At 52.1% G+C, this 13,231-nt stretch carries 14 protein-coding genes; 5 read left to right on the plus strand and 9 right to left on the minus strand.

Translation table 11 applies throughout. The annotated features are described in order from the left end of the window. Window positions 1–186 precede the first annotated feature (186 nt). Window positions 187–723, minus strand: a complete 537-nt coding sequence (locus B9Y90_RS03465) for a GNAT family N-acetyltransferase (protein WP_085540219.1) — start codon at window positions 721–723, stop codon at window positions 187–189. Between the two features lie 518 nt (window positions 724–1,241). Here B9Y90_RS03465 and B9Y90_RS03470 point away from each other — a divergent pair. Further along, window positions 1,242–2,174 (plus strand): omptin family outer membrane protease, encoded by a 933-nt coding sequence (locus tag B9Y90_RS03470; RefSeq protein WP_085540220.1) that lies wholly within the window; start codon window positions 1,242–1,244, stop codon window positions 2,172–2,174. Window positions 2,175–2,324: 150 nt separating this feature from the next. Here the strand turns inward: B9Y90_RS03470 and B9Y90_RS03475 are convergent, their stop codons facing one another. The 3 genes from B9Y90_RS03475 to B9Y90_RS03485 are packed head-to-tail and all read right to left on the minus strand — an operon-like array spanning window position 2,325 to window position 4,134. Continuing rightward, window positions 2,325–2,783 carry a DUF943 family protein gene (locus B9Y90_RS03475; protein ID WP_085540221.1) on the minus strand — a complete coding sequence of 153 codons (459 nt, stop codon included), beginning with the start codon at window positions 2,781–2,783 and terminating at the stop codon, window positions 2,325–2,327. Window positions 2,784–2,840: 57 nt separating this feature from the next. Continuing rightward, window positions 2,841–3,299, minus strand: coding sequence for a DUF943 family protein (locus B9Y90_RS03480; protein WP_085540222.1), 459 nt, complete (start codon window positions 3,297–3,299; stop codon window positions 2,841–2,843). Continuing rightward, window positions 3,283–4,134, minus strand: coding sequence for a YPO3983 family protein (locus B9Y90_RS03485; RefSeq protein WP_085540223.1), 852 nt, complete (start codon window positions 4,132–4,134; stop codon window positions 3,283–3,285). The genes B9Y90_RS03480 and B9Y90_RS03485 overlap by 17 nt, the downstream gene beginning before the upstream one ends. 315 nt (window positions 4,135–4,449) lie before the next feature. Between B9Y90_RS03485 and nudI the strand changes: the two genes are divergently transcribed. Then, window positions 4,450–4,875, plus strand: a complete 426-nt coding sequence (nudI, locus tag B9Y90_RS03490; RefSeq protein WP_039288764.1) for a nucleoside triphosphatase NudI — start codon at window positions 4,450–4,452, stop codon at window positions 4,873–4,875. 33 nt (window positions 4,876–4,908) lie between these two features. Here the strand turns inward: nudI and B9Y90_RS03495 are convergent, their stop codons facing one another. Beyond that, on the minus strand, window positions 4,909–6,546 hold the full coding sequence (locus B9Y90_RS03495; protein ID WP_085540224.1) for an STY4199 family HEPN domain-containing protein: 1,638 nt from the start codon (window positions 6,544–6,546) through the stop codon (window positions 4,909–4,911). Window positions 6,547–6,717: 171 nt separating this feature from the next. Next, a complete protein-coding gene (locus B9Y90_RS03500; protein WP_039288771.1) occupies window positions 6,718–8,136 on the minus strand; it encodes an aminotransferase-like domain-containing protein in 1,419 nt (472 codons plus the stop codon). Between the two features lie 176 nt (window positions 8,137–8,312). On the opposite strand from B9Y90_RS03500, the gene B9Y90_RS03505 reads away from it, so the two are divergent. The 3 genes from B9Y90_RS03505 (at window position 8,313) to B9Y90_RS03515 (ending at window position 9,437) form a co-directional block, all read left to right on the plus strand. Continuing rightward, complete coding sequence (locus B9Y90_RS03505; RefSeq protein ID WP_071842692.1) at window positions 8,313–8,486, plus strand: DUF1127 domain-containing protein; 174 nt, start codon at window positions 8,313–8,315, stop codon at window positions 8,484–8,486. 89 nt (window positions 8,487–8,575) lie between these two features. Further along, on the plus strand, window positions 8,576–8,905 hold the full coding sequence (locus B9Y90_RS03510) for a DHCW motif cupin fold protein (RefSeq protein ID WP_039288774.1): 330 nt from the start codon (window positions 8,576–8,578) through the stop codon (window positions 8,903–8,905). Between the two features lie 4 nt (window positions 8,906–8,909). Next, window positions 8,910–9,437 carry a GNAT family N-acetyltransferase gene (locus tag B9Y90_RS03515; protein WP_085540225.1) on the plus strand — a complete coding sequence of 176 codons (528 nt, stop codon included), beginning with the start codon at window positions 8,910–8,912 and terminating at the stop codon, window positions 9,435–9,437. A 43-nt stretch (window positions 9,438–9,480) separates the two neighbouring features. Here B9Y90_RS03515 and B9Y90_RS03520 read toward each other — a convergent pair whose 3' ends face one another. The 3 genes from B9Y90_RS03520 to B9Y90_RS03530 form a co-directional block, all read right to left on the minus strand. Beyond that, complete coding sequence (locus B9Y90_RS03520) at window positions 9,481–9,726, minus strand: YdgH/BhsA/McbA family protein (RefSeq protein WP_039288781.1); 246 nt, start codon at window positions 9,724–9,726, stop codon at window positions 9,481–9,483. Window positions 9,727–9,882: 156 nt separating this feature from the next. After that, window positions 9,883–12,609: an autotransporter family protein gene (locus B9Y90_RS03525; protein WP_085540226.1), complete on the minus strand. Its 2,727-nt coding sequence runs from the start codon at window positions 12,607–12,609 to the stop codon at window positions 9,883–9,885. 196 nt (window positions 12,610–12,805) lie between these two features. Continuing rightward, window positions 12,806–13,168: a YibL family ribosome-associated protein gene (locus tag B9Y90_RS03530; protein WP_008458687.1), complete on the minus strand. Its 363-nt coding sequence runs from the start codon at window positions 13,166–13,168 to the stop codon at window positions 12,806–12,808. Window positions 13,169–13,231 lie beyond the last annotated feature (63 nt).

The raw sequence follows: 13,231 nt of genomic DNA on the forward strand, positions 1-13,231 counted from the left end.
AGGAAGTGGGATCAGTATAATAAGAATGTAAATTGAAGGTTAAACAAAAGCTAAACATCGCCTTAGGCGCTAAATTAAAACGCACAAAATCATAAAATAACGCTCAGTGAATATTACACTCATTCATTGATATTATCGGCCATTAGTCTCGGCTAAATAACAATGGCCCGCTAAGCAGGCCATTTTTTATTTCCACTCGCTGCGCAACAGCGCATAGGCATATTCATCCCCCCACTCACCTTTAAAGAAAATATTCTTATGAAAGTGTGCTTCGCGACGAAAACCCAGTTTCTCCAACAGGCCGGCGGCGGCTTCGTTCCTGGCATCAACCGTCGCCACCAGGCGATGTTTGTTGAAGGTGGTGAACAGCAGTTCAATCGCCCCACGCACAGCTTCAAAAGCGAAGCCCTGGCGCTGGTGCCGTTCGTCAAAGGTCATGCCCAGCTCTGCCTGCTGGCCTTCATCGAAGAAGTGAACGGCAACGTCCCCCAATAAACGCTGATCATCGCTACGGACGACCGCAATCTGGAACCAGCTTTCATCGGTATTAAAGTCCAGCGGTGCCTGCTGAGCATAAAATGCCTCGGCATCGGCTTCGCTATAGCCATCCCAGCTCTGGTAGCGAGCGACTTCCGGCTGGTTACGGTATTCAATAAAAACAGGCAAATCCGCACGAGTAAACTTGCGCAGCGTCAGGCGCGGGGTGGTCAGTAACGGCTCCATAAGTCATTCCTGGTCAAAGTGTCTGGGTGTAGTGTCGGCATGCAGAGTAGCAGCTTTACATTTTTTCGATATTACGCCGAGTGCTCAGCGGCGCAGTAGCAAGTGTCATGTAAAAAAGAGAATGAAATGAATATGCTACGGGCAGCAGAGTTTTCATCGCCAAATAATTATTAGCTCGCTTACCTATTTAAACCCTCCAAATATGACTTAAGCTAAATTTTCTCAATAAATACATATGAATAGTTATGATATATCCTTGTAACAAAAAGCTACAATTTTAATTTTCTTTAAAATCAAACGATTCACAGCTCAAATATTAAGCGGTAGAAAATAATCTTTCCCCTGTCAAGTCGCAGTCCATAAAATAGCCCCCGTTTTGCCTGGCAAGACAAACTAATAATAATTTTCAACAACATAATTTATCGCGCAACAATAACCCTTTACGGCCTTTAACCTGTCCGTACAGGTTTATTTTTTGCAACACCAAACCAATGTTATAGAAAACAGAACGATACATCATGCACAAGCAAAAATACCTGCCTGTAGCCGCCGCATTGCTGTTTAGCCCGGCGCTACTCGCTTCAACCAGCTTTAATTTCTCACCCGATGCAGTTAGCACGAATATTTCCACCAGCGTTTTAAACGGAGAATCTAAAGAGCTCGTTTATAATCAAGGCGATGGCAGTAAATTAAGTGAACTGAAATGGAAAATCAAAAATACACCTATTATTAAAGGCGGTATTAGCTGGGACGCACAGCGCTACATCACCCTCAATGCTAACGGCTGGACAACCTTCGCCTCTCGCGGCTCGCATATGTCCGACTATGACTGGCAAACGCCTGGCCAGAGCCACTGGAGCGACAAATCTACCCACCCGGATACCAGCCTGAATTACGCCAATCAGTTCGATCTCAACCTGACCGGCTGGCTGTTAAAAGAACCTGCTTATAGCCTCGGCATCGTCACCGGTTATCAGGAAACTCGCTATAGCTGGACGGCCAGAGGCGGCTCATACAATTATTTCAACGGAGCCCTTGTCGGTGAATTCACTGCCGGGAAACCGGGGATTGGCTATAGCCAGAAATTCAGCGTGCCTTATATTGGGCTAACCAGTAGCTACCGCTATCAGGACTTTGATATTGCAGGGCAATTTAAATTCAGCCCGCTGGTTAATGCCCAGGATAATGACGAGCACTATATGCGTCAGCTGAGCTTTAGCGAGAAAAGTAGCCATTCCAATTATTACGCTGCAACCGTCTCGGCCGGTTATTACGTCACGCCAAATACCCGGCTGTACACGGAATTAACCTGGACACGCTTTGCTGAAGCAAAAGCGTCAACCAAGACCCGCGATAATAATACCGGGGAAACCTGGACTCAGGGCAGTGGGTCAGCCGGCCTGAGTAACGACAGCTACACCTACGGCGTCGGGATTCAGTATCGCTTCTAAAGGGTTTTACAGATCAAGTTGAGGAAACTCAGCCCGGATTGTGTGATTTTCACCAACCGGGCTGAGAGATGTTCTTATGCTTGAATAGCATAAATAGTGTTGCATTTTTAATGCCTCCCGCCACAGTAATCATCAATAAAAAACATACTCTCAATATATCTTTATAAGATTGCCATTTTCTTCCAGCCTGTAAATACCATCATCAACTGTGAACGTAAGCCCTCTATTTTTACTGTAATTGATTCTAAAAACTGAATCTTTCTCAATACAGTTGACTTTTGTTTTCATATCATAGAAACAAAGTCGATCATACTTTCCTTCTTCTTTATACCCCTCACCGAATAGCCAAAAAATAATCGTATAGCCGCCGTAGGATGCAGGCCCTGGAATATCATACTTCGCTTTCAGCATCTCTTTATTTTCCAGCCACCAGTTTATTTTACCTCTACTCGTAAAAGGGAAATTTTTAACCAAAACATCGCTATAGTTACCATCGTAATGAACAGCGACAATCTCCACCGGGCGAAGTGACTGCCATAGCAGGTAACCTGCTAAGACACAGCCCACCACAACTAGCAAGGAAAGTGCTTTCTTATTTTTGTATTTCATTTAGCCCCCGGCGATACAAGTTACTCGCTTGATATTAAATCAATAAAAAATATACTCTCAATATATATTTATAAGATTGCCATTCTCTTCCAGCCTGTAGACACTGCCATTAACAGTGAGCTCTAATCCTGTATTTTTACTATTACTGATTCTAAAAACTGAGTCTTTATCAATACAGTTGACTTTTGTTTCCATATCATCGAAACAGAGTCGGTCATACTTTCCTTCTTCTTTATAGCCCTCACCGAAAAGCCAAAAAATAATCGTATAGCCACCGTAAGATGCAGGTCTTGGGATATCATACTTCGCTTTCAGCATCTCTTTATTTTCCAGCCACCAGTTTATTTTACCTCTACTCGTAAAAGGGAAATTTTTAACTAAAACATCACTATAGGCGTTTCTCTGATGGACAGCGACAATCTCAACCGTGCGAAGTGACTGCCATAGCAGGTTACCTGCTAAGACACAGCCCACAAAAAATAACAGGGAAAGTGTTTTATTATTTCTTACTTTCATTACGTCCTCCGGTAATTTCGATGGTGGCCTCCATATTGGTCATAAAGGGTTTAAAGGCAAACTGGCTGTAGCGCTGAAGGACAAACCAGATCCGGAAAAATCGAAATTGGCTAAATTTCACCTTTGAAATATCGTCATCATCCAGCCCAAAGTGGTCCTGGACTTTATAATGCACAACGGCACGATAGCGCTCTTTACCAACCACCAGAGACTTAATCGTGATATGCGTTGCCCAGGTATCGTGCACGGTGATGCCTAGGCCGTTAAAGTTGTCCTGGAAGCGGTCAAACTTTGGCAATTTTCCACTCTTAACTGCATCTGTCAGTTGCCCCTTGTTCCCGGCAGGATAACAGCCTCTCTCCCAGTCAATAAATAGCCTAAAAGCTTCCTGCAAATAAAGTCGCGTGCTGTTTTCAGGCGAACTATCACTCAAAATATGCGCCTCCAACGCGCTATCCAGTAATGGATGACAGAACGATTCGTCACTATTTTTTTGCATATGGGTAATCATCAGCTCGATCAGCAAGTTGTACGGGCGGTGCAACGCAAACGGACGGGATAGGTGCCGAAACTCATCAAAAAGGATCTCTGCGCACTCCCTCTGGGTCAGTTTTTCACCTTCCTTTAGATAGCCAGGGAACATTAAGTGCGGCTGGGCGAAGGGACTGATTGTCGTCAATGTGTAAGGGTTTACCCTGGTGGAAACGTCTAACAGATGAAACCGCGCCTTCAAAACGATGTCAGACAGATCGCCGCATTGCATATCGCTGGCGGTATAGTCATCCATCTTTTTCTGGGTTTTAAATATCGTACAGGGAAACTGAAGTGCCGGCATAAATACCTTCCTGGTATATTGTTCACGAGGCTCATCTTGAGCGCCGCTTATGATAAGCGGCATATACATACGGCGCGTAATATCTTTTATATTTTCAGTAAAAACTTAGACCCTGGTCATTATTTTTCACTCACAGCATAAAGCTAACTCACTTTATTTAATTTTATACATTCATCTAATAAATATATTAAATGGAATTATTATAAAAATATTATTGTATTAACGGATAAAATTTCCCCCCAAAGGTCTGCCAGCGCGCAGACCCTTTTTCTTATCTGTGCTATAACACAGCGGCTTATTTTCAGGGAGATAACCATGCGACAAAGAGTGATTGCCTGCCCGATTATTCAGAATCAGGGCCAATATTTGCTGTGCAAAATGCCACAAGATCGCGGGGTGTTTCCCGGCCAGTGGGCGCTGTCCGGCGGCGGCATTGAGCCGGGTGAAACCATGGAAGAAGGGCTGCGGCGTGAAATTCGGGAAGAGCTGGGCGAAGCGCTGATTATTTCGCATATCGAGCCGTGGACCTTCCGCGATGATGTGCGGATGAAAACCTACGCCGATGGGCGCAAAGAGCAGGTGTACATGATTTACCTGATGTTCGACTGTACCAGCGAAAACCGCGAGATAACCATTAACGAAGAGTTTGAGCAGTACGCCTGGGTCAGCCCGCAGGACCTGGCGAGCTACGATCTGAATGAAGCCACCGCCGCGACGTTCCGTGATAAAGGGCTGCTTTAAGGCGCTGAGCAGCCCGAAGGCTGCCCGGCACGGCTAGCGCATCGCGTTGTATATCGCCTGCTGAATTTTGACGGTCTGTTCGTCCACCGGCTCCGGCTCCAGCCCCTGAGCGGTCGCATCTTCATAACGCTGCTTCTGCGCCGCCAGGCGCAGCTGAGCGCGCTCAACTTCTTCCTTCTGGCGCTGTACCGCCGGGGCAGAACTGCAGAAGCTGGCGAGGAATTGCTTTCTCAGCGAAGTCAGCTTTTGCCCTTTCTTCATGCCTAACTCGGTGGAGCCGATCAGCCTGCGGCAGGGCCGGGTTTCATCCATTTGCGGGCGATACTGCAGCAAAATGGTCAGCACATCGCGGTCATCCACCGCCAATGCCTGCTCGGCAAAATAGACTTTCCAGTTCATCCCGCCCTGCATGAACAGACGCACAATACGGGCGTCGTTACGGTTAATCGCCGCCCGCAGGTTATTTTCATCCCAGGTGATACCCATATTGGCGAGCATGTCCCGCGGGCTGTTGGATTCCGGCCGCTCTTTCTGCTGCACCGGCGCACTCACGATTGGCGGAGCCGCCGTCACCTCAGGCTTTGAAGAGTCATCACTCAACAGATAGAGACCAATCACCGCCACCGCTACCACCACAATCCCTACAGATGCCCAAAGCGCGGTGGAGATCATGTCGGTAGTGTCATGCTGTTTTTTGGCCGTGCGCGGGTCATAACGCTCAATGGATTCTCTGATCTCTTCCGGGTCACCGCCCTGAGCCGCATGATTTTTACGCGCCTGTTCAAGGTAGCTTTGCAGCGCGGCATCATCCGCGTCCAGCAGCGAGGAAGGATTCACTTTGGTGCGGCCTTCACTAAAGGCTTTCTGGACAGGGCCGCTGATTTCACCGAAATAGCTGTCCAACAAAGCCACCTGCACGGTCGTCAGCGGCTGCTTGTGCATCAGGTCATTGCGGATTTGACGGGTGCCATCGAGAAAAATTTGCAGGGTTTTACGCTGGTCGATCAGAAAACCCAGCTGAGGCGAGTTTTGGTAAATTTTGGCGTAGTGATGGGCGAACTCTTTCTTATCCACCAGCATCAACGCCAGCTCGCTGAACTTCATGCCGCTCAGCACGTCGCCCCGCTCGCCTCGCTTCAGCCAGCGGCGAACTTTGTCAGCCCCAAACTGGCTTTTTAGCTGATTGACCAGCTCCGCCTGGCTTTCCCAGGCCTGATTAACCAGCCCTTTCAACATTAACTCAATGGCGCGCATCTGCTGCTGGGCGCCTTTTTGTAGCCCGTCAACGTCGGAGGAAAGCTCGGTGGAATAGCCCAGCAGGGGCTGCTTGAAGCGCACATGCTCCAGATAGCTGGTGAACCGCAGGGCAGCGAGGAGTTGGTTCTGGCTAACTTCCTGCCCGCTTTCATACTGCGGCACCAGCTGCTGTAAATGGCGTAGGAGCAGCGTAAATTGTGAAATCTCAGAGTCGTTAAGATTCAGCCGCTTTGCCACCGCCCCCCAGCTTCCCAGCGCCATGCGGGCCTGCTCCAGCTGCTGGAAAAACCATTGCGGATCTTTGCCTTCGGCGGCACGAATATTCAATAGCGGCAGGATCTGAAGCGAAGCTTGCCGAATAATTCCCAGACACGTCTCAAAGTGCTCCCGCATCTGCAATGTTGCGCTGCTCATGATAGTCCTTTGTCGATGTCCGGCCTGACGTTGCCGAACGCAGAAAAAACTGTTTTTTCCGCCCCAGGCGGCTATTTTTTATGGTTATTAATGCCAAGGCCAAACTTCGCCATTACAGCCGAGTGTAAAGCAGCCCGCCGGGAATCAATGGCGATAAAAAGAGCGATTTAGTCAGGTATTTTCTAGCGCTTGCTCGGCGATTTCACCCACTCGCTTTAGCGCCGCCTCGGTGACGGCATCGAGAGGCAAAGCATAGTTAAGACGCAGGCAATTGCGATATTTGCCGGAAGCAGAAAAGAGTGAACCACTGGCGACGTATATTTTCTCTTCCCGTAGCAGGAGGTTAAAGCGTTCCACATCAACGTTTTCCGGCAGCTCAATCCAAAGCAGAAAACCGCCTTGCGGTCGACTTACGCAAATGCCGCAGGGGAAGTACTGCCTCACACGGCAGGAAAAGTGATCGAGATTCCGCTGGTATTGTTGCCTCATACGTCTCAGGTGGCGGTGATAGTGGCCTTCGCGGATAAACCCGGCAATCGCATGCTGAGTAAAGACCGACGTGCTGCCGGTCCCGATATACTTCATGTGCAGGACGCGGTCGAGATAGCGGCCGGGAACAATCCAGCCAATACGCAGGCCGGGTGCCAGCGTTTTAGAAAATGAGCCACAAAGTAAAACGCAGTCACCGACGTCCAGAGATTTAATGGTCATCGGGCGTGGGTACTCGTAGGTAAGCTCGCCGTAAACGTCATCTTCGATAATGGCAATGTCGTAGCGTTTCGCCAGACTGAGTACGGCCTTTTTACGCGCGTCTGGCATAATAAACCCCTGAGGGTTATTGCAGTTCGGCACCAGAAAAATCGCTTTAATCGGCCACTGTTCAAGCACCAGCTCCAGCGCCTCCAGGCTCATCCCGGTCACAGAGTCGGTTGGGATCTCCACCACTTTCAGGCCATAGCCTCGCAGCATCTGCATGGTGCCGTGGAATGACGGCGACTCAACCGCCACGATATCCCCCGGTTCACAGACCGCACGAATGGCAATCGACAGCGCTTCGTGGCAACCGTTGGTCACCACAATATCGTCAGCGTTCACCACACAGTTGCTGTCCAGCAACAGACGGGCAATTTGTTCACGCAGCACTTTGGTGCCCTGAATTTCGTCATAACCCAGTACTTCAGCGGCCTGATGCTGGCTCAATCTGCCCATTTCCCGCAATAGCGGCTTGACGGTCGATTGCGTGAAATCAGGCGCTCCACTGAAAAATCCCGGCGCTTCGCCGCTGTAGCGGAGATTAATCATCTCCAGCACTTCACTCCATTGCTTAACTTCCACGGGCCAACGCGCGGGACGCGAAAGGCGTGGAAGCGGCGGCACGGCTTTGCGCGGTGAAACAAAGTAGCCGGAACGTGGCTGAGGGGAAATCAGCTGCTGGTCTTCCAGGACGTGATACGCCTGTTGCACGGTGCTGATACTGACGCCATGTTCGCTGCTCAGGCTACGCACCGAGGGCAAACGCTCCCCGCTTTGATATAGCCCCTGCTCAATGCGCTCAGCCAGCAGCGTGGCAAGATGTTGGTAACGCGTCATGCTGTATCCTCACCGGAAACCATACAGAAGGAAAAACCGATACAGAATGGCGCAATAAATACCATTCAGCTCATGTTTTAGCCCTTCTGTATGTTAAAGAAAAGTAATTTTTGAATCTGTCTGCTTTTGCCCGCTGGCCCCATGATAACTCCAGGCAAACCGCAAGGAGTCACATCATGGGCTTTGAAGAGAACCACCATCGCAGACCGTTTTATGGCCTGGTGATGCTTTACCAGTATTTTCGCCGCAGCCGCCAGCGCCGCCAGGCTTTGCGGGCGCTGCGCGAGCTGAGTCCGGAGCAACTCAGGGATATGGGGCTGACGAGGGATGATTTATCACGCTGGGAATAACGCTTAAGCGGTGCCACACGCTGGCACCGCTTTTTATTTACTGCTATCAAAAGGAGGGTAAGACAACAACAACGATAATCAGGAGCCGCATGAACATCACCGACCTGCCTTTTACTACCACCGACTGGGCAACTCTCACCCCTACCGAACATCCCGGCATTACCGGCAAAGCGCTGTGGCGCACGCAGCAGTTTGGGCCGATCCGCGTGCGCATGGTGGAATACACCGCCGGCTATCTGGCCGATCACTGGTGCCAAAAAGGACACGTTTTGCTGTGCCTGAAGGGCGAGCTGCAAACTGAGCTCGAAGATGGCCGCCAGTTTACGCTAACCCCAGGTATGAGCTACCAGGTGGCAGACGGCGCGGAGCCTCACCGCTCCTCAACGGCATCAGGTGCCGTCCTGTTTATTGTGGATTAACGCCATGTCGACAATTTTGACACCTCGCCTGGCGCTCAGCCAAATTACCGAAGCCGACTGGCTATTTTTCCGCTACCTGCAGCAGCAGCCGGACGTCATGCGCTACGTGGCCGATAACCGACCGGAGGCAGAGATCCGCCAGGCTTTTGACGCCCGTCTTCCCGGATGGCAGCCGGGCAGCCGCCACTGGCTCTGTATGGTGATGCGTCACCGCAAAACCGGCGTGCCGATTGGCGTCACCGGTTTTATTCTGCGCGAGGACGATATCGCGGAAGTCGGCTTTTTACTCGACCCGTCGTTTCACGGGCAAGGCTACGGGTATGAGTCGCTGTACGAGGTGTGCGCCTTTGCGTTTGCGGAGATAGGCATCCGCAAGCTTGTGGCCACGGTCACCGCCGGAAATGTTCCGTCGAAGAAAGTGCTGGAGAAAGTCGGGTTTCAGCAGGAAGGCACGCTGCGGGAAAACTACTGGCTGAATGAACGCTGGCAGGATGACTGGATTTTTGGCCTGTTGGCCCGGGAGTTCAGATAAAACACGGGCCGCACGAGGCGGCCCATACTGCGTGATTCAAGACTTAGTTGTAGATTTCAGCCACGCCGTACATTTTGTTATCGCCACCGGCGGAAACAATGCGGATAGACTTCGCGCCTGCCTGCTCGGCTTTCTGCTGCAGCTGGTGTTGCAGGCTGTCGAGGTTAGACGCGCCGCTGACCGATACGGTGCCCATTTTCTGGCTGGCAGCTGGCTGTGCTTCCGCAGCAAAACCGGAGAAGGAAGCAGCGAGAGTCATAACTACGGCAAAATATTTGATGCTTTTCATGATAATTACCTTTGCATTTTGTTTAGTTGGAAGGCTGACTGCCTTCGATGAGATAAGAATAGCGCCGCCGTGTTTTGTTTTTTAGCGGAACAATTCGCTTATCTCTTTCAAAAAAACTGAACACAAAGTAACCATAATAAAAGCGGCGCTGGGCAGTCACCAGATCCAGCGCACGCCGACATTCCCCGTCACTACCCGCTGCCGCTCGCCGCCGAAGTTTGTCAGGTAGCCTGTCGTAGCATATAGGCTGCCGTTCTGGCTCACCTGCGCCACCAGCCCCGCTCCAATTTGACCGGCCGTTTGCCCAATGCTATTAGCGATCGTCGTGCTGCCATCGAAAGCGGTTTCATCATCCTGACCGAATGACCGCAGCACATTGGCGCGCAGATAAGGCTTCCAGTTCACGCCGCTCGCCTCAAACGCCCACTGCAGCCGGGCCCCAACCCGTCCCTGCCAGGTGTTGCCATTGTTCCAGCGAACATCGGAGACGCCATCATGCAGCGAATCCAGCGAGGTTCTTTGCCAGACCAGCTGTGCCTGAGGTTCAAGCGTCACCCCTTCGCCGAGGGATACGGGCAACCCCGTCTCAACAGAGCCGGTCACCGCATTGCCGCTGGAAGAAGCACTCACCTCGTTGACCGAGTTAGTATTCAGCCGCAGCGCGCTGCCCATTAACACCGCGTCCGTATACCAGCCGGAGGCCGCAACCCTTGTCCAGTAGCCGCCGTAGTTGTAGTTATTCAGCTGCATTTTGCCGACGCGCATGCCCTGTTTCGCCAGTGCAAAACCATCAACGTCCCCGGTCGCTCTGGAGAACCCGAACAGGATACCGAGGTGATGCGTCGCCCCGCTATCCTCAGTGGCGGTATACAAATCCTGCCCCAGCTGCAGCCCCCACAATGTGCCATTGAAGGACGGGTTCACATCTCCACTTTGATGAATATCCGCGTGGCTTCCCCAGCTTCTGGCCCAGAAGGCCGGTGCTTTGTTATCGCCGCTCAGCAGGCTCTGCTCACCCTGGCGGTCGTGGAAGGTGTCGATCTGCTGCAGGTTAAGCTGGCGAGCAACGGCGGGCACTTCGGCGTACAGCGCAACTTCTGGTCGGTAAACGTTCAGCGTCTCATTGCCGTGAGAAGCATCCACGATGGACTCAGGCGTTTCTTCTGCCGGGGTGACCGACGTTGTCGAGTCCGGTACGACAGTATTGCGCAGATACCAACTCCCGCCGCTGCCGTCGGAGACGCCGCCTTTGGCGAGATAATAGGAATATGCCCCTGCGCTAACGGTGCCCCCCGAAAGAGTGAAGGCATTCGCCGTGCTGGTCGCGCCGTTAGTGGCCTGCACCACCTGGATACCATCGGCCACAATTGGCGCCCCGGCGCCGCCGAGATTAGTGACCTTCAACGTGCTGCTGCCCGAAGCGCTACCGCCGCTGAGGATAAGCTTATCCGACGCAGCCCCGTCCCCCGCCAGAACACTATTCAGCGCAATCATGCCGTTCTGACCGCTATAGTTTCCGGCTACGGTCAGGCTATTCCCCACGCCGCTGCCACCAAGCTGAACAAGCCCTGTGTTGGTCAGGTTGCCGTTAATCTGGAAGTTACCGGGCATTTCGTTGGCGTGTGCTGTTAATGCATTTGCGACAGCAATTCTGCCGCCATTAACGACATCACCATTGACGATACCGTAACCCCCCAGGGTAGCACCGTTGACCACCGTCACCGCCACGGGCGCGGAAGCATTGCCGAGCGTTCCGGCTAAATCAAAGGTTCCACTTTGCATCAATGCCGTAGCAAATGAGCCATTTCCGGCCCACGTCCAGTCGCTGCCATTCATCGTTAACGTTTTGAAGTTAACAAAATCATTTGTGGCGCTGCCTGCCCCCTCAAGCGTCACGCTGTTATTGCCCAGCCCGCCATCGGCCAGGCCAACAATTTGTGAGCCGGTCTGGAGGATCAGCGAAATGCTGCCGTTGCCGCTAAGGATCGCCGTGCCGCTTCCCCCCTGAATCAGCCCGGCGTTGGTGATGGTGATGTTGCCGTTAGTCGACCGGATACCGATGCCGTTATTGCTGATGATTTGCCCGCCGGCCAGGTTGTTGATCGTGGTGTTAAAACTGCTGCCGAGCGTGTTCGCTACCACGCCGTCCACGCTGCCACTGGAAGAGGCGGTGCCGGTGGTCTGAATCAGGCCGCTGTTGTTTAGCGTGCCGTTGTTACCCTGCAAAAACACCGTGGGCGCGTCCCGCCCGGAAGTGGTCAGTGTCCCGCTGTTGTTCACCGTGCCGCTGCCACCCAGCAGCGAAATGGCCCTGGCGTTATTCCCCGACGTGGAGATAGTACCGGTATTGGTGATGGTATTTCCTGCAGCGCCAGGATTACTCTGCCCCCAGGCCGCGGTCATGCCGTAAGAGTTATTGCCGCTGGTGATGATAGTGCCGTTATTGATCAGCGTATTGTTATTGCCGTTAGCGGCCATGCCGTCGTTGTAGGCCCCGGTGGTGGTCAGCGTGCCCGTCGCGCCATTAGTCAGCGTATTACCGTTATTCACGCCCAGCAGCAGCGCCCCACGGTTCGCCACGCCCGTGCCGTTATCAGAGAGAGTCAGCGCCCCGGCGTTGTTGATATTACTGCCGCTGTCCACCGAAAACGGCGTCGCCTGGGTGGTCAGCGAATAGCTCCCGCTCACGGTTGAGTCGAGATTAATCGTGACGTTATTACTGCCTGCGGTGGCAACCACCGGCGGAATACCCGAACCGCTACAGGTCACGGTATCCCCGCTATTCGGCGCTGACGACGAACAGGCGGCGGAGGCGGATAAAGGAAGCGCGCCGGTGAAACCGACCAGACAGACGGGAACCAGAGTCAAAGCCTTATTTTTCATGTTTACTCTCGCAGCAAGAAAGATAAACAAAGGGTTGGCGTTCCCTGCGGCCTCGCGTTGAGACGGGCAAATTGTCCAGTGGTGGGGCTGGGGCAGAAGAAATCCACACCCGGCACTTAACTATAGAGCCAGGTGGAGATTTAAGAGGCTGATGAGGCGGGTTTTATCGGCTTATTTCACCGAAAAGAGAGCGCGGTCAGAATTCCGTACGGGAGAAACCGGTCATCTCGGTCAGTTCCATCTCGCGACCCAGAGCGGTCATCGGATGAACAATCACCAGGCCACGCACGCTTTTCTTGAGCTTGCCCATATCAGCCTGCTCTTTTTTGGTAATCGCACGCTTGTATGGCAGCGCCACCAACTTCTGCGCTTCTTTGCTCAGCTTCTGGTTACGCACCGCCTGCAGGCGAGCAATTTCGATTTCCAGCTTCTGCCGCTCTTTTTCCAGCTCGGCATATTTTTCCGCTTCGTTGATCAGGTGCAGGCCTGGCATTTCGTGGCGGATAGCGTCCAGACGGTCGCTAAGGCGTTTAATTTCTGCTTTTTCGATTTCTTTCATTTTGACTTACCGTGAATAAAGATGGCTTGCTGGCAAGGATACACGATCCTGAGGGACAGGGCG

The organism is Cedecea sp. NFIX57, from assembly GCF_900177785.1.
In the GTDB taxonomy this organism is placed as follows: Bacteria; Pseudomonadota; Gammaproteobacteria; order Enterobacterales; family Enterobacteriaceae; genus Cedecea; species Cedecea neteri_C.